Annotated in this window: 20 protein-coding genes and 1 CRISPR repeat array; of the genes, 15 read left to right on the forward strand and 5 right to left on the reverse strand. The window is 53.7% G+C overall.

Features of this window, described 5'->3' with window-relative positions:
* Nucleotides 1-318: 318 nt before the first annotated feature.
* A CRISPR array of direct repeats spans nt 319-1,829; the repeat unit is 30 nt; unit sequence GTTGCAATAAGACTCTAGGAGAATTGAAAG.
* Nucleotides 1,830-1,887: 58 nt separating this feature from the next.
* On the reverse strand, nt 1,888-2,586 hold the full coding sequence (locus tag ACZ5ER_RS05955; RefSeq protein ID WP_050003019.1) for an acetate--CoA ligase family protein: 699 nt from the start codon (nt 2,584-2,586) through the stop codon (nt 1,888-1,890).
* Nucleotides 2,587-2,728: 142 nt separating this feature from the next.
* Between ACZ5ER_RS05955 and ACZ5ER_RS05960 the strand changes: the two genes are divergently transcribed.
* Complete coding sequence (locus ACZ5ER_RS05960; RefSeq protein WP_464934011.1) at nt 2,729-3,994, forward strand: DUF4139 domain-containing protein; 1,266 nt, start codon at nt 2,729-2,731, stop codon at nt 3,992-3,994.
* Here the strand turns inward: ACZ5ER_RS05960 and ACZ5ER_RS05965 are convergent.
* A complete protein-coding gene (locus tag ACZ5ER_RS05965; RefSeq protein WP_464935122.1) occupies nt 3,991-4,224 on the reverse strand; it encodes a hypothetical protein in 234 nt (77 codons plus the stop codon). The two genes, ACZ5ER_RS05960 and ACZ5ER_RS05965, sit on opposite strands and share 4 nt — an antisense overlap.
* 94 nt (nt 4,225-4,318) lie before the next feature.
* Between ACZ5ER_RS05965 and ACZ5ER_RS05970 the strand changes: the two genes are divergently transcribed.
* From ACZ5ER_RS05970 to trmBL2, 3 genes are all read left to right on the forward strand, one after another.
* Entirely contained in the window at nt 4,319-4,819 is a 501-nt protein-coding gene (locus tag ACZ5ER_RS05970; protein ID WP_050003022.1) for a hypothetical protein, read from the forward strand.
* Between the two features lie 40 nt (nt 4,820-4,859).
* The gene (gene rgy / locus ACZ5ER_RS05975) at nt 4,860-8,534 is read left to right on the forward strand and encodes a reverse gyrase (protein WP_464935123.1); all 3,675 of its coding nucleotides are present in this window, start codon (nt 4,860-4,862) and stop codon (nt 8,532-8,534) included.
* Between the two features lie 289 nt (nt 8,535-8,823).
* On the forward strand, nt 8,824-9,621 hold the full coding sequence (gene trmBL2, locus ACZ5ER_RS05980; protein ID WP_050003024.1) for an HTH-type transcriptional regulator TrmBL2: 798 nt from the start codon (nt 8,824-8,826) through the stop codon (nt 9,619-9,621).
* A gap of 140 nt (nt 9,622-9,761) precedes the next feature.
* Here the strand turns inward: trmBL2 and ACZ5ER_RS05985 are convergent, their stop codons facing one another.
* From ACZ5ER_RS05985 to ACZ5ER_RS05995, 3 genes are read right to left on the reverse strand one after another with little or no spacing between them, the layout of a single operon-like run.
* Entirely contained in the window at nt 9,762-9,974 is a 213-nt protein-coding gene (locus ACZ5ER_RS05985; protein WP_464934012.1) for an ArsR family transcriptional regulator, read from the reverse strand.
* The gene (locus ACZ5ER_RS05990; RefSeq protein WP_464934013.1) at nt 9,971-10,294 is read right to left on the reverse strand and encodes an Sjogren's syndrome/scleroderma autoantigen 1 family protein; all 324 of its coding nucleotides are present in this window, start codon (nt 10,292-10,294) and stop codon (nt 9,971-9,973) included. The genes ACZ5ER_RS05985 and ACZ5ER_RS05990 overlap by 4 nt, the downstream gene beginning before the upstream one ends.
* A gap of 4 nt (nt 10,295-10,298) precedes the next feature.
* Entirely contained in the window at nt 10,299-11,024 is a 726-nt protein-coding gene (locus ACZ5ER_RS05995; RefSeq protein ID WP_464934014.1) for an arginase family protein, read from the reverse strand.
* Between the two features lie 138 nt (nt 11,025-11,162).
* Here ACZ5ER_RS05995 and hxlAB point away from each other — a divergent pair, with 138 nt between their 5' ends.
* The 11 genes from hxlAB to truD all read left to right on the forward strand — a co-directional run bounded on the left by hxlAB (nt 11,163) and on the right by truD (nt 21,205).
* Nucleotides 11,163-12,383 (forward strand): bifunctional 3-hexulose-6-phosphate synthase/6-phospho-3-hexuloisomerase, encoded by a 1,221-nt coding sequence (gene hxlAB / locus ACZ5ER_RS06000; protein WP_050003032.1) that lies wholly within the window; start codon nt 11,163-11,165, stop codon nt 12,381-12,383.
* Nucleotides 12,384-12,391: 8 nt separating this feature from the next.
* Nucleotides 12,392-13,156 (forward strand): hypothetical protein, encoded by a 765-nt coding sequence (locus ACZ5ER_RS06005; protein ID WP_464935124.1) that lies wholly within the window; start codon nt 12,392-12,394, stop codon nt 13,154-13,156.
* On the forward strand, nt 13,137-13,772 hold the full coding sequence (locus ACZ5ER_RS06010; RefSeq protein ID WP_050003034.1) for a TIGR02253 family HAD-type hydrolase: 636 nt from the start codon (nt 13,137-13,139) through the stop codon (nt 13,770-13,772). The genes ACZ5ER_RS06005 and ACZ5ER_RS06010 overlap by 20 nt, the downstream gene beginning before the upstream one ends.
* Nucleotides 13,773-13,777: 5 nt before the next feature.
* Complete coding sequence (locus tag ACZ5ER_RS06015; RefSeq protein WP_050003035.1) at nt 13,778-13,957, forward strand: hypothetical protein; 180 nt, start codon at nt 13,778-13,780, stop codon at nt 13,955-13,957.
* Nucleotides 13,954-14,775, forward strand: a complete 822-nt coding sequence (locus ACZ5ER_RS06020) for a glutamate cyclase domain-containing protein (protein WP_050003036.1) — start codon at nt 13,954-13,956, stop codon at nt 14,773-14,775. Before ACZ5ER_RS06015 ends, ACZ5ER_RS06020 begins: the two co-directional genes overlap by 4 nt.
* Nucleotides 14,776-14,814: 39 nt before the next feature.
* The gene (locus tag ACZ5ER_RS06025; RefSeq protein WP_464934015.1) at nt 14,815-15,435 is read left to right on the forward strand and encodes an HD domain-containing protein; all 621 of its coding nucleotides are present in this window, start codon (nt 14,815-14,817) and stop codon (nt 15,433-15,435) included.
* Nucleotides 15,436-15,527: 92 nt separating this feature from the next.
* Nucleotides 15,528-16,040 (forward strand): KH domain-containing protein, encoded by a 513-nt coding sequence (locus tag ACZ5ER_RS06030; RefSeq protein WP_050003038.1) that lies wholly within the window; start codon nt 15,528-15,530, stop codon nt 16,038-16,040.
* A gap of 80 nt (nt 16,041-16,120) precedes the next feature.
* Nucleotides 16,121-17,437 carry an aspartate--tRNA(Asn) ligase gene (aspS, locus tag ACZ5ER_RS06035; protein ID WP_464935125.1) on the forward strand — a complete coding sequence of 439 codons (1,317 nt, stop codon included), beginning with the start codon at nt 16,121-16,123 and terminating at the stop codon, nt 17,435-17,437.
* Nucleotides 17,438-17,504: 67 nt separating this feature from the next.
* Nucleotides 17,505-19,553 (forward strand): BatD family protein, encoded by a 2,049-nt coding sequence (locus ACZ5ER_RS06040; RefSeq protein ID WP_464934016.1) that lies wholly within the window; start codon nt 17,505-17,507, stop codon nt 19,551-19,553.
* Between the two features lie 35 nt (nt 19,554-19,588).
* Complete coding sequence (gene pth2, locus ACZ5ER_RS06045) at nt 19,589-19,951, forward strand: peptidyl-tRNA hydrolase Pth2 (protein ID WP_050003041.1); 363 nt, start codon at nt 19,589-19,591, stop codon at nt 19,949-19,951.
* 3 nt (nt 19,952-19,954) lie between these two features.
* Nucleotides 19,955-21,205, forward strand: a complete 1,251-nt coding sequence (truD, locus tag ACZ5ER_RS06050; protein WP_050003042.1) for a tRNA pseudouridine(13) synthase TruD — start codon at nt 19,955-19,957, stop codon at nt 21,203-21,205.
* The last annotated feature ends 10 nt before the right edge of the window (nt 21,206-21,215 follow it).

A 21,215-nucleotide genomic window follows, 5' to 3' on the forward strand; every position in this document is an offset into this window, starting at 1 on the left:
TTTTCTTTGGGAATTAAAACAGAGCTCGTCAATCCCCTGAATAACGCCATAGCCTGTGGAAAATGATGTTATTTTAGATTCAACCTCTTTAACCTTCGATTTTGGAGTTTAACGGCATCAAACGGATTTGCATTTCTCAAACCGTTTCACCGGTACTGTAGAGACAGCCTCTTAGCCTTCATTTTGGGAGATTTGAAGACATATAATAATCCCGATTGGAGGGGGTCTGTGCATTCTTTCTTGAGGGGTTTCCAGAAAAGCTTAAATATATAAGAACGTACAACTCCCTGTTGGGCGAACGGACAGAAAATCCGCCCTGTTGCAATAAGACTCTAGGAGAATTGAAAGTAACTGTTTTTGATAATGGATCAAGAAGTTGATAATTGTTGCAATAAGACTCTAGGAGAATTGAAAGTTATTATATAGAAGTTTCTCCAGTTGTTCTTTGATGAGTTGCAATAAGACTCTAGGAGAATTGAAAGCGCATTGCAGTACTTCAGACGCTTGTCTATGTGTGCCGTTGCAATAAGACTCTAGGAGAATTGAAAGAAAAGGAGAGCGTAGAGGCGCTTAACCTTTCCCTTCGTTGCAATAAGACTCTAGGAGAATTGAAAGATTTCAGAACTAAAAGTTTCTATAGAGCGTGTTGAAGTTGCAATAAGACTCTAGGAGAATTGAAAGCATTAGGTGCATAATTAGTCTCATCAAGGTGTGTGTTTTGTTGCAATAAGACTCTAGGAGAATTGAAAGCAGGCCACCACGAGCAGAACCTTTTCATTCTGCTCGCGTTGCAATAAGACTCTAGGAGAATTGAAAGCGGCAGATGTGGCAATGATGTTTAAGGCCCTCAGGAGGTTGCAATAAGACTCTAGGAGAATTGAAAGCTTGACTCATATAGACAGTGACATAAGGGCTAAGATGCCGTTGCAATAAGACTCTAGGAGAATTGAAAGTGAAATAATCCTGGCTGTTGGGTTCAGCATGATTATAAGGGTTGCAATAAGACTCTAGGAGAATTGAAAGCCTGAACAGTGGGGACGTGGCTCATGACCACGACTGCGTTGCAATAAGACTCTAGGAGAATTGAAAGGAGATCGCCACTTTCGTAGAGTAACCATAGCCCGAGCCGTTGCAATAAGACTCTAGGAGAATTGAAAGGCTCGAAGTCCGGGTCGAGTCGGAGTTCAACGGCCAGTTGCAATAAGACTCTAGGAGAATTGAAAGTACTTCATAGCCAGCGCGTCGAGGTCAGAAACAGGCGTTGCAATAAGACTCTAGGAGAATTGAAAGAGATTACCAAGGCCGACACAGACAACACCATCGCCTACAGTTGCAATAAGACTCTAGGAGAATTGAAAGTTCTCTTCTGGGCTGGCGACGTTATGTATCTCGGCGGGTTGCAATAAGACTCTAGGAGAATTGAAAGGACCAGACAGGGCACCGCTTACAGCCCCACAACCCCGGGTTGCAATAAGACTCTAGGAGAATTGAAAGGGAACTGCGTCGAGCGCTCTATCTGCGGAGCCAGGAAGTTGCAATAAGGCTCTAGGAGAATTGAAAGCGTTACGTAGTCAACGTATAGGTTGGCGTCCGGATATGTTGCAATAAGACTCTAGGAGAATTGAAAGCAAAAATAAATGTTACGTGTGAGGGGCAAGCGGGAAGTTGCAATAAGACTCTAGGAGAATTGAAAGCCTCGTCGTCGTCAATCAAGCCGTACTCGATCAGAACGTTGCAATAAGACTCTAGGAGAATTGAAAGGATTGAGGTTTTCCAGAACCTCGGCGAATTCACTCGGTGTTGCAATAAGACTTGAAGAGAATCAAAAGCTCCGTGCCCTTTGAGCTAAGTTCTAAAATCTGGGCAGAGAGAAAAGGGCAAAAGCCCTCAGAGAAGCATCCTCGCGTCGACGGCGACAGCGCCGTCTTCGTAGGCGAAGATCGGGTTGATGTCGAGCTCCTTAATCTCCGGAAGCTCGAGGGCGAGCTCGCCGACCTTGACTATGATGTCCGCTAAGGCGTCTATGTCTACCGGCTTCTCACCGCGGGCTCCTGCTAAAATCGGGTAGGCCTTGATCTCCTTGATCATGTCGAGGGCCTCGTCCTTGGTTATCGGGGCAACGCGGAAGCTGACGTCCTTGAGGATTTCAACGAAGATACCACCGAGACCGAACATGATGGCAGGGCCGAACTGCGGGTCGCGGATCATACCGACGATGACCTCCTTGCCGAGCGGGAGCATCTTGTAGATTATGACACCCCAGAGGTCGGCGTCCGGCTTGTAGTTCTTGGCGTTCTCCATGATGGTCCTGAAGGCCTGCCTGGCCTCCTCATCGTTCTTGATGTTGACCTTAACGCCGCCGGCGTCGCTCTTGTGGATGATCTGCGGAGAAACAATCTTCATAACGACCGGGTAGCCAATCTCCCTGGCGAACTGAACGGCCTCTTCCTCGTTTGTGGCGACCTTGAAGTCCGGAACCGGGACGCCGTAAAGCTTGAGTATCTCCTTCGCCTCAGGCTCGACGAGCGGCCTGTTCTCGGCCTTGGCCTTCTCGATTATTTCCCTAGCCTTAGCAATCCTGTCCATACCAATCACCTCATCAGCTTGACAGTGTTCAATCCGACCGGGCAGTTAAAAGGGTTTCCATTTGCAAAGTTTTGGTTCAAATCCAGTTGAAGCGGTAGGAAGTTATAAATAGACCAAATAACAATAACAAGTGGTGAGCAACATGAATAAAAAGTTCTTTCCATTGTTGGTCTCGTTTTTTGTAGTTCTTCTCGTCGCGGTGTCTTTCCAGACTGAGAAGGCCTCTACCAGTGATGTTACCATCGCCCTTTACAACTCCGCCAGCGTTGGCGTTGTTGAGGAGACCTTTGAGGTCGAGCTTGAGGAGGGCATCAATGAGGTGTCCCTTGAGGGGCTTTCGGGCTTTGACCTGGCGGAGGTCAGCGTCAGGCCGCTTGACGACGGCGTCTCCGTGCTGGGCATCTTTGGGAGAGATGAGAGCAGAACCGGGAGCGAAGTTGAGATAGGCCTTAAAGGTGGTAACGTGATAGCCGGAACGTACCTCGGAACCCGCGATGGCAAGATTGCCGTAGAGAGCGACGGCTACTACCTGATAAACCCAGAAGAGGTCGTGTATTTCAAGGTGAAAGACCTTGACGAGTCCAAACCCTACGTCTCGCTCAGGTCGGAGGAAGCGGGAAAGTTCAGGGTGAGCGTTACCTACCGGGTTCAGGGGATAAACTGGGAGAGCAGGTACAGGCTTTACCTGGGTGATGAGGCCGAACTGAGGGGTTACGTCGTCATCAAGAACCCTACAGATAAGGATTTTAGGGACGCGGAAGTCCTGCTTGTTGCGGGGGACGTGAGCTTCTACTCCCAGCCCCGGCCGAAGACGCTCTACGAACGGGTGGAAGAGGCTAGCGGAGTTGTCGTGAGCTCTCCGGAGCGGGCCGAGGCCTTTTACGTCTACCGTCTCGGAGTGGCCGACATAACCTCAGGGAGCACGATGGTCTACCCCTACGTTGAGCTGAACACCCCATTCACAAGGGAGTATCTCTACGAGAGCTGGCCATACAACGGTGAGAGGCCCGTCTACGAGTCCGTTTCATTCAAGACCGATATGGTTCTCCCCGCGGGAGTTGTTGAGATTTTCAAGGACACTGATGACGGGAGGCTCTTCATAGGCGAGTCGAGAATCGAGCACACGCCAAAGGGCGACACGGTTAGGATAGGCATAGGCAGGGACTACGACGTCAAGGGCACCACAACGGTCCTCGAAAGGGACAGCGAAGGCAGGCACTACAAGATTAGGATAACCCTGCAGAACTTCGGCGACGAGGCAAAAACCGTGGTTGTAAGGCACTACAAGAGGGGAGAGGTGTCCCTCGCCAGCGTCCAGCCCACGGCGGAAACGGCGGACTACGTTGAGTTCCTCGTGACCGTGGGGCCCGGCGAAAAGAAGGAAATAACCTTCGAGTACGGGAGTTAGCTCTTCCGCAGGGTAACCTCGAAGCTCTTGTCTCCTTTTCTTACTTCTATGACAAGGCTCTTGTCGTAGTCTATGAACTTCGTGCTCACGAGGCTGTAACCCTCGTCCTTCAGGAAGTTCGCCATCTTAAGTCCGAGGTCGTCGAAGAGCTCCGCCGCCATTGTGGCCAGGCTCGGCTCCTTTATTCCAAGCTCGTCGTGATACCTCCGTGCCAGCTCAAAAACGTCCACCATAATGACCACCAACAATAGTATTCTCCGGCCTTAAAAACCCTTTCGCCGAAAGGCTTAAATCCACCGAGTCTAACCCACGTTAGTGGTAAAAATGGCAAGGGTTCTCTGGGTTCTCAAGGCGGGAGACAGGCTCTACTCCAAGGTTCTGGACGAGTACCCCTACTACGTCGAGCTGAACGTCTCAACGGGAGAACACATCTGCACCTGCCCTAGGGGAGGCGACTGCCCCCACGTTTCGGCAGTGAAAGAGGCTTACGAGAAGGGCATCTACTTCGACGCCGGGGGCTCGGAACCTCTGAACCCCGAGGCACTTGCGTGGTCGTACCTCTCGGAAGTCCCGAGGCTGGCGCTGGACGTTGCTGTGGCCGAGCTCTTCAACTCCCTCAAGAGGGACGAAAGCGGGAGCGAGAGTGCTATGCTCTTTCTCCGCGCCTTAAGGCTCGTCCGCGAAACGGGAGCGGAGGAATACCTCCACGTGCTCGGTGAGGCCCTCGACGAGCTGTCTGCTGTTTTTCATGACTACCCCCTTGTTGAAAAACTGCGCGAGGGGTACGAGCACACCCGAAGGGCCCTCGAAAAGGAACCCTTATAAGAGCTTAAATCCCGAAACACCAACTTAGAGGGTGGGAATAATGAAGGCCCTGTACAGGGAGATGTGCCCAAACTGCTCAGGTAGAATTTCTGACGAAAGGCTAGTAATGAAGAACCCGTGCGATGACTGTATCGATAACCCCGTCACCGCTGAAAGCTATTTCGAGCTCGTAAATGCCGTTAGAGAGGCCCTGAAGTCGAGAGGGAAGCTCAAGGCCTGGGAGGACATTTACTCCCTTGAAAAGGGCCTCCGGGAGATTGAAGAGTTCTTTGAGAAGGCCACGGGCTTCACATTCTGGAGCGCCCAGAGAACCTGGGTCAAGAGGCTACTCAAGGGCAGGAGCTTCTCCATCATAGCCCCAACGGGAATGGGCAAGAGCACCTTTGGGGCCTTCATGTCTGTCTACTACGCCGTGCAGGGCAAGAAGAGCTACATTGTCGTCCCCACGACGCCCCTCGTCGTTCAAACGGTCAAAAAAGTTCAGGCGATAATCGAGAGAACGGGACTGGACGTCAAGCTGGCCTACTACCACGGCAACCTCAAGAAGAAAGAGAAGGAAGAGATGCTCGCTAAAATCGAGTCTGGGGACTTTGACATCCTCATAACGAGCGCCCAGTGGCTTGCGAGGAACTTTGACGAGAAGCTGAGGGGCAAGCGCTTCGACTTCATATTCGTTGACGACGTCGATGCGTTCCTCAAGGCGAGCAAGAACATAGACCGCTCCCTCCTCCTGCTCGGCTTCACCGAGGGGATTATAGACAAGGCGTGGGAGATTATAAGGCTCAAGAAGCAGATGAGCAAGTACCTCAACGGCAACGCCGAGGATAGGGAAGAAAAGCTCAACGAGCTCAACGGAGACATAGGGAAGCTCCAGCGCGAGATTGAGGAGTTCAAGAGGAAGAACAAGGTCGGAGTAATGATTATCGCTTCCGCCACTGGGAGCGCGAGGGGCGACAGGATAAAGCTCTACCGCGAGCTCCTCGGCTTTGAAGTTGGCTCGGGAAGGAGCGCGCTGAGGAACGTCGTGGACAGCTACCTAAAGCCGACCAAAGACGTTAAGGAGCACGTGGGGGAGCTCCTCAGGAGACTTGGAAAGGGCGGTCTCGTCTTCGTCCCCATTGACCAGGGGCTGAGCTACGCGGAGGAGCTTGTCAACTATCTCAAGGAGAAGGGCTTCGCGGTAGAGCTCGCGAGCTCGAAGAACAAGAAGGCCGTTGAGAAGTTCGAGAACGGCGAAGCAGACTACCTCGTCGGCGTTGCGACCTACTACGGCTCAATCGTTAGGGGTCTTGACCTGCCGCACCTCATCCGCTACGCGGTCTTCACCGGCGTTCCGAAGTTCCGCTTCTCGATTGACCTTGAGAGGCCCACAATCTACCGCGCCCTCGGTCTGCTGAGCGAGATAATGGACTTCCTGGACGAGGAGGACAGAAAGCAGGCCGAGAAGCTTCACGCAAGACTTAGAAGGCTGATACGGAACATCCCCCAGTTCGAACTGATGAAGATAGAGGAGGCCCTGGCTGAAGGGCTCCCCCTCGAGAACGACTTCCACAAGACCGTCCTCAACGTTTTCAGGGAGCTGGTGGAGTTCCTGCGCAGGGTTTTGAAGAAGGAAGACGTTCTCCAGAGGCTCGCTGAAGACCCGTTCGTCAGCCTCGTGAAGGAAGAGGGCAAGTGGTTCATCGAAATTCCCGACGTCAGGACTTACATCCAGGCAACCGGAAGGACGAGCAGGCTGTTCGCGGGCGGAATCACCAAGGGTCTCAGCGTCCTCATAGTGGACAACGAGAAGGTCTTCAACGGTTTGGTCAGGCAGATGCGCTGGCGCTTCACGGAGTTCAAGATGGTGCCCTTCGAGGAGCTCGACCTTGAGGAACTCCTGAGGGAGATAGACGAGGACAGGGAGAAAGTCCGCCTCGTGATGGAGGGCAAGATAAGCTCGAAGGTCAAGGACCTCGTTAAATCAGCTCTTATGATCGTCGAGAGCCCCAACAAGGCCAGGACGATAGCCAACTTCTTCGGCAGGCCGAGCAAGAGGCGCATCGGTGATTTGGTCGCCTACGAGGTGAGCATAGGCAACAGACAGCTGACGATTCTCGCGAGCGGGGGACACATGTTCGACCTCGTCACCGATGAGGGCTACCACGGCGTCCTAATCGAGCGCAATGAAGATATGCTCAGGTTTATTCCCGTCTATGACACCATAAAGCGGTGCCGTGACTGTGGCTACCAGTTCGTTGACTGGGAGAAGAAAGGAGTTTGTCCGCGCTGTGGCTCAACGAACGTTCGCGACGCCCTTGAGAACGTCATCGCGATGCGCGAGATTGCTCAAGAGGTCGACGAGATACTCATCGCGACCGACCCTGATACTGAGGGTGAGAAGATAGCCTGGGACATAAGGAACATTCTGAGCCCCTACACGCCGAACATCAAGAGGACAGAATTCCACGAGGTCACGAGACCGGCCATACTGAAGGCCATTGAAGAGGCAAGGGACGTGAACGAGAACCGCGTCGGGGCCCAGATTGTTAGGCGCATAGAGGACAGGTGGATAGGCTTCGAGCTGAGCGGTGAGCTTCAGAGGGTCTTCGAGAACAGGAACCTCTCCGCCGGAAGGGTTCAGACCCCTGTTCTCGGCTGGATTATTGAAAGGTATAAGGAGTTCAGCGAAAGCGAGGTCTACTTCCTCGGCCTGACCCTTGAGAACGGCCTCCAGGTCACGGTTGAGCTCGGGAAGGGCGGTAAGGACGTCGAGCCACCCGAGTACGTAACCGTTGAGGAAGTCCAGCTTGAGGAGAGGGAGCTCAACCCCGCACCGCCCTACACGACTGACGCAATGCTCAAGGACGCCTCGACCTTTCTCAAGCTGTCCGCGCCGGAAACGATGCGCTTGGCGCAGGACCTCTTCGAGATGGGCCTAATCTCTTATCACCGCACTGACTCAACCCACGTGAGCAACGCGGGAATAGAAATCGCCAGGGAGTACATAACGAGCGAGCTCGGCGAGGAGTACTTCAAGCCGAGGCCCTGGGGTGAAGAGGGCACGCACGAGGCCATAAGGCCCACGAGGCCCATCGACACCGGCAGGTTGATGCAGCTCATCCGCGACGGCGTAATCCAGCTCCCGAGGAACCTTACGCGCAACCACTACAGGCTCTACGACATGATATTCAGGCGCTTCATGACGAGCCAGATGGTTCCAGCGAAGGTTCTCTACGAAAGGGCCGTTATAAACGCGGGTGTCGGGAAGGTTGAGCTCGAGGGCTACGTCGAAATCCTCAAGGACGGCTGGACAAGGCTTCGCTCACCGCCGATGAGGCAGCTGCCGAAGCTTGAGCAGGGAGCAAAACTCAAGGTCGTCGAGTCCAAGAAGTGGAAGGCCCCGAAGGTTTCACTCTACACGCAGGGCGACATAATAGCCCTGATGAAGGAGCGCGGTATTGGAAGGCCTTCAACGTACGCGAAAATCGTTGAGACTCTCATACGGCGTGGCTACGTTGTCGAGACGAGGGGCAGGAAGAAGCTCGTTCCGACTGAGAAGGGCATAAAGGTCTACCACTACCTCGTCAGCAAGTACCGCGACCTCGTCAGTGAGGAGCGCACGAGGGAGCTTGAAAAGCTCATGGACCAGATTGAAGAAGGAAAGGCTGACTACATTGAGGTGCTAAACGACCTCTATTCTGAACTGAGACGTTACGTGTATGGGGAAGGTTAAGGGCGTGTTTTCCTTTACTTTATGTGACACTTTTTTGGCAATTTTCACCCATTGATAACCAGATATTAGAACCTTAGTTTACGGTTGTTGTTTTATTTGGAGGTAAAACCAAAAACCTTAAAACCCTTCTTGGAGTAATCCCCTTGCGTGCCCATGCAAATTGAATTTTATCCATGTTAGTCACCTGTTGCAATCACGGGGTATTTACCCCGACCATTCCCAATGTGTGGAAAAAGTTTATAATGGGTTACGTCAGAAATAGTATGTAGAAAATTAGGTGGTGGTAAGGATGGTTAAGGACAGGATGGTGGAACTCCTCCAGGAGCACTTCGAGTTGAACCTCTACGAGGCAAGGGCGTACGTTGCCCTCGTTGGCTTCGGCGTTCTCACCCCTGCCGAGCTCGCCAGCGTCTCGGAGGTTCCCGCGCCGAGAACCTACGACGTCCTCAGAAGCCTTGAGAAGAAGGGCTTTGCCATTAGCCAGCCGGGCAAGGTCAACAAGTACAGGCCCGTTCACCCGGAGAACATCCTCGAGAAGTTCATCGAGGAGTGGCAGGAGCGCGTCAAGGAGGAGCTTGAGGCCAAGAAGAAGGCCAAAGAGGAGCTCCTTGAGCTCATGAGGCCTCTCATCGAGACCGAGATTCCGAAGTACGGCGTCGAGCGCGTCTGGGTTGTCAGGGGAATAAGGAACGCTACCCTCAAGACCAAGGAGATGTTTGAGGAAGTCAAGGAGCAGATACTCCTCGCCGACGATGGCTACATAGCAATCAACCTTGAGAGCGACCTTCTCAAGGCCATCGACAACGGTGCCAAGGCCAAGATAATCGTTACCGAGCCCGTCCTCAAGAGGCTTGAGGCCTCCTCGAAGATACTCGACTACGCCAAGAAGGGCAAGCTCGAGCTCAGGGTTCTCGACAAGTTCGAGCTTCCGATGCTCATCTGCGACGACGAGGTCTTCTTCGCCCTCGAGGACATGGCCGCTCGCTACTTCAACTACGAGACCCAGGTCTGGATCAAGGACTTCAGGATCAAGGCCCTCTTCGAGGCCAAGTTCAACGAGTACTGGGAAAATGCCAAGAAGGTCTGATTCCCCTTTCTCTTTTGCTTACCCCTTGTTGTCTATTGCTTCCGCAGTTTTACAGCTCCTCCTGTCGGTGCTGATGTTGTCCGCAGAATCAGAACCTCCTTATCCCTAGTTCCCAAAATCAAAGAGTTAAAAAACAGAAATCAAACGTACTTGAACTCCTCTTCGAGCTCGTCCCTCTCCTTCAGCTTCCAGTAGAGCTTGCCTTCCTTTTCAAAGGCCTCGACCTTTCCGTTCTCGGCGAAGCGGAGAAGGTAGCGCCTCACTTCCATCTGCTTGAGACCGGTTTCTTTGGCTATCTCCTCAACGGTTTTTGGGCCGCTCTCAAGTGCCTTGAGGACTCTCACGTTCTTCATTCTCCCCCCTCCAGAGACCTGTATCTTTCCAACAGGTCAATTATCAGCCCCATCACCCTTAAGTGTTTCTCAAGCTCGTCGAGGTCGTCGGGCATTGAGTTGGCAAGCTGTGTCAGCTTTTCCATCAGCCTCTCCTCAACTCCTTTCATCTCGCCCGCTATCTGCTTCCTCCTGTGCTCGCACACGGGGCAGAAGACCCTCCCGTCCTTCTCGAAGAGGGGGGAGCCACACTTGGGGCAGTGTTTGTCGAGCATCTTCGCCCCGGACAGCATGAGCGGCATGATTATCTTCCTTATCTCCTCGTCGCTGATCGTCGGCATCGAATCACCCCATCAGGAGCTGGAAGACCTCGAAAAACGCCTTCTTTCCGAGCCGGGAGCGCCTCAGCCTGTCCGAGACCTCTGCAATGTCGAATGCGACGATGTTGAAGTTCTCCTTTATCGCCTCGAGGATTTGAAGGAGCTCCTCAAGCGTCAGCTCGCCGTGCTGGAAGCGGGCTATCTTGTACTCTGGCCTTAAGACGTCCATGTCCACGGTAAGGTAAACGTCTTTGCCGAGGTACCTCTTCGCCTCACCCATTATCTCCTCAATTGAGTTGGTCTGAAAGTTCTTGTAGGCCCTCCACTTCCCCCTTACTTTCCTGCTCCTTAGCGTGGCCGGGAAGACCTTGACACGCCTCGTCCAGAGCTGGGTTCTCTCCGTAGTGGGAATCATGAGAACCGGTGCCATCACGGCGGCCCTCTCCACGAGCCTCTTTTCAAGGGCATAGGCGAGCCATGAGCCGTGGTCGAGGTAGTCGTGCATCAGGTCTGTGTGGGCATCGACGCTTATTAGCGCTGGCGGTCTGAGCTTCTCGACTATGCCGTAAGTGGCGAGGTGTTCACCTATGATGTATGCCCTATCTCTGGGTACTCTTTCGGGAAGGAGTTCGACCCTACTGGCTTCAACGATAATGTAGTCATCGATCAGCTTGTTCCGCTTCAAAAGCTGGAGCGCGTAGATTACACCGTCCCTGTTTGGCCTCTCACCGAAGGGAATGAACGTTACCATTCAGCCCACCAGATGGGGTTATGTGCTCCTTTTTTAAATCTTGGTGAAAACCTTTGGCACTTCCGTGTAAATTTTTAAAGCCAAACTTTAAAAAGTCGACCCGAAAGTATAAACCGAAAACTTTCCGGAGGTCTCGCCATGATACTCCAGGTTGCCCTTGACTTAACTGACATTGAGCAGGCCATTTCTATCGCGGAGAAGGCCGCCCGCGGGGGTGCTCACTGGCTTGAGGTTGGAACTCCTTTAATCAAGAAGGAGGGCATGCGCGCTGTTGAAATCCTCAAGAGGCGCTTCCCTGACAGGAAGATCGTCGCTGACCTCAAGACCATGGACACCGGTGCACTAGAAGTCGAGATGGCGGCCCGCCACGGGGCAGACGTCGTTTCTATCCTCGGTGTCGCAGACGACAAGACCATAAAGGACGCAGTTGAGGTCGCAAGGCGCTACGGAATCAGGGTGATGGTAGACCTCATCGGTGTCAAGGACAAGGTCAAGCGCGCCAAGGAACTCGAAAAGATGGGCGTGCACTACATCCTCGTCCACACGGGCATTGACGAGCAGGCCCAGGGCAAGAACCCCCTCGAAGACCTTGAAAAGGTAGTCAAGGCCGTCAACGTCCCGGTGGCCGTTGCCGGTGGACTGAACCTTGAGACCATTCCAAAGGTCATTGAGCTTGGTGCAACGATTATCATCGTAGGCGGTGCCATAACAAAGGCAAAGGATCCGGAGAAAGTGACGAGACAGATAATAGACCTCTTCTGGGGCGAGTACATGATGACGATAAGGAAGGCTATGAACGACATACTCGACCACATCCACAACGTCGCCGACAGCCTCAAGCTGGAGCAGGTCAGGGGCTTCGTCGATGCGATGATAGGCGCCAACAAGATATTCATCTACGGCGCCGGAAGGAGCGGCCTCGTCGGAAAGGCCTTCGCCATGAGGCTCATGCACCTCGACTTCAACGTCTACGTCGTCGGCGAGACCATAACGCCGGCCTTTGAACAGGGAGACCTCCTGATAGCAATAAGCGGTTCGGGCGAGACCCAGAGCATAGTCGAGGCCGCCAAGATAGCCAAAGACCAGGGCGGAAAGGTCGCCGCCATAACCTCCTACGCAAACTCGACGCTCGGAAAGCTCGCCGACGTCGTGGTCGAGATACCGGGAAGAACTAAGACGGACATCCCAACGGACTACATAGCGAGGCAGATGCTCACCAAGTACAAGTGGATAGCCCCGATGGGCACCCTCTTCGAGGACTCGACCATGATATTCCTCGATGGCATAATAGCGCTCCTCATGGCGACCTTCCAGAAGACCGAAAAGGATATGAAGAAGAAGCACGCGACCCTTGAGTGAGGGTTGCGATGCGCTCTTTCACCCATCTTTTTGTCGGGATTGGCAACGCAGGTGCTAGAATCGTAGACAGGATAAGCGCTGACGGCGTGGTTAGGGTAACAATCAATCCCGGCCACTACTTACTCCGCAGAGGACACTATGAGGAAAGGATAAGGGAGTTCTTCTCAAGGCTTCCGAAGGACACATTCCTGTGGCTTGTGTTCGAGGACAAGCCCGTGAACCTTGAGCTCGTGGACTTAATCCTCGAATACAGCCCCTCCGGTGCAATAAGGATAGCCTATACCCTCACTCCCCAGAGGGAGCTGATTCACGAAAAGCCCCCCTGGGCCGATAACTTTGAGACCGTCTTCTACGACTCCCTGTGGGACTTCCTGAAGGACGACATCCCCCTGGGAATAGCCTTTGAGAGGGCTTCAGTCTCGATAGCCGAGCTGTTCTCAAGGCTCTACTACTACCTGGAAAACCAGATGCTCGTGAACATAGACTACGCTGACTTCTTCAACATGGTGCGCGGGGGGAACGTGGGCATAATGCGCCTCCTGGACAGGGTGGACTTCAGCTGGCACTGGGGGATTTGGGAGCGCGGCCTCATAGGAATCCTCGTTGGCAACGACTTCCCTCTAAAGGACGCCCACGAGATACTTTCGCGCTTCCAGGAGCTGCTGGCCAAAAAGGATATAATCTGGGGCATTGTGACCGATGAGGACATCAGGGGCGTTGAAATACTCGCCCTGCTCGTGAAGGGGTGGGAGAATGAAGGCGGTGCTCTTTGACATCGACGGGACTCTGTTAACTGAGATGCCTCTAATCCAGCTCTTTCTCCCCTGGGTCTACGATGAGCTGTCAAAGAGGCTCGGCATCACGAAGGAAGAGGCGCGAAACAGGTTCCTGCATGAGATTATGGTTAGAAGGGACACCTACGACTGGCACGACTGGAACTTCTTCTTCAGGCTCTTTAACCTCGACCTCAACTACGAGGAACTCCTGAGGAAGTACCCCCACAAGCTCCACGTTTATCCCGACGTCATACCGACGCTGGAATGGCTGGAGGAGGAAGGCTATCTCCTCGGTGTCGTCACGAGCGGGCCCGAGTACCAGAGGCTTAAGCTCGACCTTACGGGGCTCAGCAAGTACTTCGAGGCAATAGTTACGAGGGAAGACGTGAAGGCGATAAAGCCGGAGCCAAAGATTTTTCTGTACGCCCTCAAGGAGCTCGGCGTTGAGCCTTCCGATGCGCTCTACGTCGGTGACTCCCTCACCCAGGACGTTTACGGGGCAAAGCACGTGGGAATGAAGGCCGTGTGGATTAACCGCGACGGTTTAGACGGCTACCATATGGCCGACTACGAGATTAGAACCCTCCACGAGCTCAGAAAAATACTGGGGTGATGAAAATGAAGGAGCTCTTTAGTGCGGAGGGAGTTTTTATCGAGTACTCCGAGAAGGAGGTAGAGATAAGGCCCGGCGACAAGCTTGTCCACAGGAGCGAAACGCCAACGGAGCTCTGGTGGAAGCTCAAGGAAGCAGTCAAGGGCAAGAAAGTTCGGGTGGTAGTCTACGAGGTGGAAGAATGATCGCCCACCTGATAAACACGGACGCGGGCAACAGGGGGAGTGGTAAGTTATACTTAGACTTTAGGCGGAAAAACTTTAATTTTTTACATAATTCTGCAAAGCTGTTTTTAGACAATTATGGAAAAGTGTTGGTAATCACTGGGTTTCCGATTCCCCCGGCAAACGTCCCCGAAACGGACGGCCCGCCCGGTGCTCTAGCAATATCCAGGGCGGTTACAGAGCTCGGAGGGAGCGCTGAAATCCTCACGCAAAAAGAAGTTGTCAGGGCAATGGCTCCCCTCGGGAGAACCTTTTCTCTGAGTTTCACCGAAAGGCCCGATGTGTCCAACTACGAGCTGGTGGTCTTCGTTGAGACTCCCGGAAGGGCCAGAGATGGGAACCACTATTCCATGTCCGGCCTGAAGATAGAGGGAGAGACCTTTGACTGGGTCGCCGAGAATGCTAAGGACTATGGAGTCCCCACGATTGGGATTGGCGACGGTGGCAACGAGATTGGAATGGGGAAGATTCTTGATCTTGTCGTCAGGCACATTCCGCACGGGGAGAAGATAGCCAGCACCGTTGAGACCGACGAGCTCGTTCTCTCCGCGGTCTCCAACTGGGGAGCCTACGGGCTCGTGGCCCAGGCCTCGGTTGAGTTTGGAAAAAACCTCCTTTCGGGCTGGGACGAGGCCCTTGTCGTTGGGCTTCTCGCAGAAAACGGCCTCATAGACGGTGTGAGCAAGAGGCGGGAAGCCAGCGTGGACGGCATTCCCGTTGATGTGCACGTTGCCCTGGTGGAGCTCCTGAAGAAAATCGTTGATAACCGGCTGGACTAACCTTTTAAACCTCTTCCTGTTTCTCCAAGCGGTGAGGTCATGAACCTTGAGGAGTTCATACCGGATCCTAAAACCCGGGCGCTCATAGAGAAGACGAGAGACTTTGCCATGCACTTCTTTGAGAGGGAAGGGACGCACGGCTTCAGCCACGTGGAGAGGGTCTTCAACCTCTGCCTGCACATAGGGAGGGAGGAGGGAGCTGACCTCGAAATTCTCGCTCTGGCCGCACTCCTCCACGACATAGCGAGGCCCCTTGAAGACGTGGGCAAAGTTGAGGATCACGCCGCAGAGGGGGCAAGGATTGCCAAACGCTTCCTGCTGGGCCTTGGCTACCCGCCTGAGAAGGCCGAGGCCGTTGCCCATGCAATAGAGGCGCACCGCTTCTCCCGCGGTCCGGAGCCCCAAACACTGGAGGCAAAAATCCTGAGCGACGCCGACAAGCTGGACGCTATAGGAGCCATAGGGGTTGCGCGCGTCTTCATGTACTCTGGCGAGCACGGCAGGGACATAGAGGCCTCGCTTAAGCACTTCGAGGAGAAGATTCTCAAGCTCAAGGACTTGATGTACACCGAGACCGCAAAGCGCATGGCGGAGGAGAGGCACCGCTTTACGGTCGAGTTCATCGAGAGGATACGCCGGGAAATCGAGGGGGAACTGTGAGTTCTTCCCTTTTCTGGCGCCCATAATAACCTTTTTAAAGGGCTTCCTGAATTAAGGGTTAGCCATCAAGGTCATTCTAAGGAGGTGAGAACGTGAAGGCGCCAATCTGTGAGGTTTGTCTCAAGACCGACGACATTCTGTGCCCCGCTGACGAGAAAAAGCTTCAGGACGGTGTGATCTCCGAGCTGGACGTCAAGGTTGCGCGTCTACTCTACAAGCTTCTCGGTGACGTTGATATCGAGTTCAAGAAGGCCGTCGAGGCGGGAGACCTCATTGTCATAGTTGTTGGTGAAGGTGACGTCCCGATTACCATCGGCAAGGGCGGAAAGAACATAAAGACCCTCATAAGGGAGCTCGGAAAGCGCGTCAGGGTTATAGAGGGCATGAAGGCCGAGACTGCTGACGAGCTCAAGAAGCTTGCATCTGACCTCCTCTACCCGGCGGGGGTCTTCGGCGTCAACGTCGTCTACAGGCCTGGGGGGGACACCTACTACAAGGTTCTCGTCTTCGGCAGGGACAGGAAGAAGCTCCCAGAGAAGCCGGAGATACTTGAGAGCGTCCTGAGCCAGATAGTCGGAAAGGACGTTAAGATTTCGTTCGTCTGACGTCTCTGGTTCTCTATTTCTACCTCCCGTGCGAATCGAATACCTTTAAAAGCCCACCACTACTCCTTCTGGGGATGCCCATGTACAGGACGCATTACTCAAGCGAGATAACTGAGGAGCTGAACGGCCAGCGTGTCAGGGTTGCCGGCTGGGTGTGGGAGGTCAAAGACCTCGGAGGAATAAAGTTTCTGTGGATTAGAGACAGAGAGGGGATAGTCCAGGTCACCGCCCCGAAGAAGAAGGTTGACCCCGAGCTGTTCAAGCTCATTCCGAAGCTCAACGCGGAGGACGTTGTGGCTGTTGAGGGAATAGTAAACTTCACCCCGAAGGCAAAACTCGGCTTCGAAATTCTTCCAGAGAAGCTTGAAATACTCAGCAGGGCAGAGAGCCCGCTCCCACTTGACCCGACCGGAAAGGTGAAGGCAGAGCTCGACACGCGCCTCGACAACCGCTTCATGGACGTTAGAAGGCCCGAGGTAATGGCCATATTCAAGATACGCTCAAGCGTCTTCAAGGCAATACGCGACTTCTTCCACGAGAACGGCTTCATAGAGATACACACCCCAAAGATCATCGCCACCGCGACCGAAGGCGGAACAGAGCTCTTCCCGATGAAGTACTTCGAGAAAGATGCATTCCTCGCCCAGAGCCCCCAGCTCTACAAGCAGATAATGATGGCGAGCGGCCTCGACAGGGTCTATGAGATTGCCCCGATATTCCGCGCCGAGGAGCACAACACGACCAGACACCTCAACGAGGCGTGGAGCGTTGATGCAGAGATGGCCTTCATCGAGAACGAGGAGGAAGTCATGGGGCTCCTTGAGAGGCTCGTCGCCTACGCAATAAACTACGTCCGCGAGCACAACGCAAAGGAGCTTGAGACCCTCAACTTCGAGCTGGAGGAGCCGAAGCTGCCGTTCCCGAGGCTCAGCTATGACAGGGCCCTTGAAATTCTCACCGACCTCGGAAAGGAAATCCCGTGGGGCGAGGACATAGACACCGAGGGTGAAAGGCTCCTTGGAAAGTACATGATGGAGAACGAAAACGCCCCGCTTTACTTCATATACAAGTATCCGAGCGAGGCGAAGCCCTTCTACATAATGAAATACGATGATAAGCCTGAAATCTGCAGGGCCTTCGACCTCGAGTACAGGGGCGTGGAGATAACCTCCGGCGGCCAGAGGGAGCACCGCTACGACGTCCTCGTTGAGCAGATAAAGGAGAAGGGCCTCAACCCGGAGAGCTTCGAGTTCTACCTCAAGGCCTTCCGCTACGGTATGCCGCCCCACGGAGGCTTTGGCCTTGGCGCAGAGAGGCTTATAAAGCAGATGCTCGACCTGCCGAACATCAGAGAGGTTATCTTGTTCCCGAGGGACAGGAAGAGGCTGATACCGTAAGGCCTTTATACCTTTTTCTCTTTGATACTAAAAGAGCAAGAAGGAGAAAACAACGGAGGCCGGAGGTATGGAAAAGCAGCTGGCTATAATGGTGGTATTTCTCTTTGTTGTTTCTTTAGTTCCAGCAGGGCATGTTCTTGGAGCGGACACTGGGAAGTACGCGGCGATATCTGGAATATCCCTGGGGCTCAAAGATAAAGTGACGCTTGGAAGTTTTTCAGTGGAGTTTTCTGATGTACTCCCCGACTGGAGTAGGGTTAGTCTCGAGGTTAATGGTCCTAGCGGCTCAAAAATTTTCGTGGGTAGCTCTGGAGATGAGTTCTACTATCCCTCAGAAAGCAACCCGTATTTAGTGGTCTCTCTGGTCTGGATTAAGAAAGATACTGGATCAGTGCTTGTTACTTTAAAGTCCCCACTCAAGAAACTGCTCTCAGACCAAGTGCTAAAAAAGGACGAATATGTGAAACTTCCCGATGACTTCCCCCAAGTCAAAATATATCTTTCGTCGTTCTCGAAAGATACAAAAAAAGCAACGTTCAAGATAGTCTATCCCTACGGAAGTACAGACTACGTAACCATATACGAGGGTAGCGGGAAGGGTTCCAACTATAGACTTCCTGGAGACTTTGTATACAGCAACTACATATATCTCAACGTGAGTAAAATCTCGGAAGATGGAGTGACATTTGATGTATACGTTCCTACAGTGGCCTCAGTGAATCTCAAGATTATAAGGTCCGGCCAGAATGAAGAGAGTGATGAAACTACTACCCAGAGCGAGGTTCTCCTCGTGTACAACGGCCTCATGTACGCCGGGGAGAGGCTACCTCTCAAGGTAGAGAACACCACTTATTACGTGAAGCTAATCTCGGTTGTCTCCACCAAAGCCAGCGTTGAAGTCTATAAAGGTTCAGCGAAAGTCGGTACGTACTTCGTCAATGTGGGAGAGGTTAAGCCGATACCGGACACCCCGCTGAAGGTCTCAATCCAGAAGACCGAGCCCCAGTACAGCCGCGCCACAATGCTCGTGTACGCGCCGGACGGCACGCAGGTTACCCCAATACTCCGTCCGGCGGACATAGTGGCAGAAATTGACGCAATGCCCAAGGAGATAATGCTGGGAGACAGCCTTGTTGTCGTCGTCTCCGTTGAGAACCAGGGTAAGGGAGACGCCTACGACGTTGCCGTAGCGGCGCCCGTGCCCGATAACTTCGAACTGGTGAGCCTGACCAAGTCGTGGACTTTCAAGACTTTCCCGGCTTTCACCAAGATGCCCGCCTTAATCTACGTCCTTAAGCCCACTAAGGTCGGTGAATTTGACATCGGAAAGGTGACGGTAACGTTCTACGACGACAAGAGCCTGGAAACCGGCCAGAAGAAGACTGTATACTCCAAGTCGCTCACCGGAATTAAAGTCTACAACATTCCCTCAATAAAGGTTGCGGCTCAGGCTTACAACGGCACCGTCTGGGGCGAGTATGTAACCGCCAAAGCCGGAGAAGCCGTTAGCGTCAAGTTCACCCTCCGCGCCTCCGAGGGCAACCCCGACTACGAGTTCGTCAGGAACGCTACCCTGATACTCGACATGCCCGATAGCATCAGCGGCGAAGCCGTGGTTCCGGTCGGGACAGTAAAGGCCGGCGAGACCAAGACCCTCCAGGTGAAACTCAACGTGCTTAAAGAGAGCCTGTCCAACGTAAGGGCAACCCTGGTGTACCTCGACCCGCTCGGAGGGAAGCACAGGATTGAGCTCGGCAACCTCGTCACTATAAACAGCATCCCGCCGAGGGTAATCACCAAGGAGGTTAAGGTGTGGCCGGCTCCGGAGGAGCTTCCGACTTACGTCAACAAGACCCTCTCTGAGCTGGACGACCCGACGCCGCTGGCAGAAGAGCTCGCCAACATCACCGCTGGCTACCTCCCGCCGGAGAGCAACCCCTGGAAGCCCCTTGCAATAGTGTTCCTCCTGGCGGCGGCGGTGCTCGGAGGAGTTGCCTACAAGTACTGGGACGAGGCGGAGAAGCTCAGGGAGAAGCTTGAAAAGAAGAAGCAGAGGCGCCCAGGAGGACTTCCGAAGAAGGACGAGGAGGAAGAAAAAGAGGAAGAGCAGCTTTAGTCAAGTTTTTAAATTCCTTCCCTCTCTTTTCTCCCATGAGCGCCTTTAAGTACAAGCAGGTTATAGTCTCCAGGAAGGACTTAAAGCTCAGCAAGGGCAAGTTCGCAGTCCAGGTCGCACACGGGGCAGTGACGGCGGCAATAAAAGCCCAGAAGGAGAAGCCGGAGTGGTTCAAGGCCTGGTTCCACGAGGGCCAGAAGAAGGTCGTTGTCAAGGCCGAGAACCTTGAGGAACTGTTCCAGCTCAAGGAGAAAGCCGAGAAGCTCGGACTGCCGACGGCCCTGATCCGGGACGCTGGACTGACTGAGATTCCTCCTGGAACTGTTACAGTCCTCGCCGTAGGGCCCGGGCCGGAGGAGCTCGTTGACAAGGTCACAGGGCACCTAAAGCTGGTGTGAAGCATGGACTACCGCGAGTTCTTTTCCCAGTTCCCCTACCTCAGCGAGAAGCCCGGGATAGGGGGCAGAATCAAGGTCTTTCCCGAGGACTTCGTTGTCATCGAGGAGCCCCTCCCACAAATCTTCGAGGGGAGAAAGCACGCAATCTTCCTCCTCAAGAAGCGCAACTGGGACACGATGGCGGCCGTCAAGGAGATAGCCAAGCGGGCGGGGATAAGACACAGAGATATAGGCTTCGCAGGGACTAAGGACAGGCACGCAGTCACCTACCAGTACATAAGCGTCCCCGCCGATGCGAAGGAGAAAGTCGAAGCAGTCCAGATCCGCGACATCGAGCTCAAGTTCGTCTCATACGGGCGCTTCATCAAACTCGGCCACCTGCTTGGCAACCGGTTTAGGATAATCGTCAGGGACGTTGGGGAAGATGCGTTTGAAAAGACAAAGGCTATTGTGAGGGAGCTCCGAGAGAAGGGTGGCTTCCCCAACTACTTCGGCTACCAGCGCTTTGGGGAGAGGCGCGTCGTGAACCACCTGATAGGGAAGCTCCTCCTCCAGGGGAAGTTCGATGAAGCCGCGAGGCTCTTTTTGGGCTACGCGGATGGGAGCATGGAGGGCGACGAGGCGCGCAGGGCCTTCTGGGAGACGGGCGACGTCGAAAGGGCCCTTGAGGAGTTCCCAGGTTTTCTCCGCTATGAGAGGACGCTTCTCTACACCTACAAGAAGACAGGGAGCTGGAAGAGGGCCTTCCTTTCCCTGCCCCTTCCAATAATGCGCATCTTCATTCACGCCTACCAGAGCTACCTCTTCAACCTCTACCTCTCGAGGAGGATTGAAGAGGGGCTCCCACTAAATGAACCCCTCGTCGGCGATATCGTCGTCCAGGTTAAGGGGGGCATCCCCTACCGCGACAGGACTTACCGCGTCACCGAGACGAACATCGAGTTTGTCCTTGAGAAGGTTGGGAAGGGCCAGGCTATGGTCTCGGGCCCGCTCTTCGGCTTCGCGATGAGGCAGGCAAAGGGGCTTCCTGGCCAACTTGAAAGTGGAATCCTCGAAGAGGAAGGCATAACACTTGAGACATTCAAGAAACTGCCAAAGCTGATGGCAGAGCCTGGCGGGAGGAGGGAGCTTTTGATTCGCCCGATTGGCATGACTTATGGCTACATTCCTGGAACAGGTATGTGCTTCCGCTTCTTCCTGCCGAAGGGTGTCTATGCCACTAGCGTGCTCAGGGAGATAATAAAGGACCATTAATGGGTAGAAA

This window comes from Thermococcus marinus (assembly GCF_055389025.1).

Bases quoted from the DNA above. Each gene is read 5' to 3' on its own strand.
- ACZ5ER_RS05955 (WP_050003019.1), bottom strand. From the start codon at position 2,586: ATGGACAGGATTGCTAAGGCTAGGGAAATAATCGAGAAGGCCAAGGCC.
- ACZ5ER_RS05960 (WP_464934011.1), top strand. From the start codon at position 2,729: ATGAATAAAAAGTTCTTTCCATTGTTGGTCTCGTTTTTTGTAGTTCTT.
- ACZ5ER_RS05970 (WP_050003022.1), top strand. From the start codon at position 4,319: ATGGCAAGGGTTCTCTGGGTTCTCAAGGCGGGAGACAGGCTCTACTCC.
- rgy (WP_464935123.1), top strand. From the start codon at position 4,860: ATGAAGGCCCTGTACAGGGAGATGTGCCCAAACTGCTCAGGTAGAATT.
- trmBL2 (WP_050003024.1), top strand. From the start codon at position 8,824: ATGGTTAAGGACAGGATGGTGGAACTCCTCCAGGAGCACTTCGAGTTG.
- ACZ5ER_RS05985 (WP_464934012.1), bottom strand. From the start codon at position 9,974: ATGAAGAACGTGAGAGTCCTCAAGGCACTTGAGAGCGGCCCAAAAACC.
- ACZ5ER_RS05990 (WP_464934013.1), bottom strand. From the start codon at position 10,294: ATGCCGACGATCAGCGACGAGGAGATAAGGAAGATAATCATGCCGCTC.
- ACZ5ER_RS05995 (WP_464934014.1), bottom strand. From the start codon at position 11,024: ATGGTAACGTTCATTCCCTTCGGTGAGAGGCCAAACAGGGACGGTGTA.
- hxlAB (WP_050003032.1), top strand. From the start codon at position 11,163: ATGATACTCCAGGTTGCCCTTGACTTAACTGACATTGAGCAGGCCATT.
- ACZ5ER_RS06005 (WP_464935124.1), top strand. From the start codon at position 12,392: ATGCGCTCTTTCACCCATCTTTTTGTCGGGATTGGCAACGCAGGTGCT.
- ACZ5ER_RS06010 (WP_050003034.1), top strand. From the start codon at position 13,137: ATGAAGGCGGTGCTCTTTGACATCGACGGGACTCTGTTAACTGAGATG.
- ACZ5ER_RS06015 (WP_050003035.1), top strand. From the start codon at position 13,778: ATGAAGGAGCTCTTTAGTGCGGAGGGAGTTTTTATCGAGTACTCCGAG.
- ACZ5ER_RS06020 (WP_050003036.1), top strand. From the start codon at position 13,954: ATGATCGCCCACCTGATAAACACGGACGCGGGCAACAGGGGGAGTGGT.
- ACZ5ER_RS06025 (WP_464934015.1), top strand. From the start codon at position 14,815: ATGAACCTTGAGGAGTTCATACCGGATCCTAAAACCCGGGCGCTCATA.
- aspS (WP_464935125.1), top strand. From the start codon at position 16,121: ATGTACAGGACGCATTACTCAAGCGAGATAACTGAGGAGCTGAACGGC.
- ACZ5ER_RS06040 (WP_464934016.1), top strand. From the start codon at position 17,505: ATGGAAAAGCAGCTGGCTATAATGGTGGTATTTCTCTTTGTTGTTTCT.
- pth2 (WP_050003041.1), top strand. From the start codon at position 19,589: ATGAGCGCCTTTAAGTACAAGCAGGTTATAGTCTCCAGGAAGGACTTA.
- truD (WP_050003042.1), top strand. From the start codon at position 19,955: ATGGACTACCGCGAGTTCTTTTCCCAGTTCCCCTACCTCAGCGAGAAG.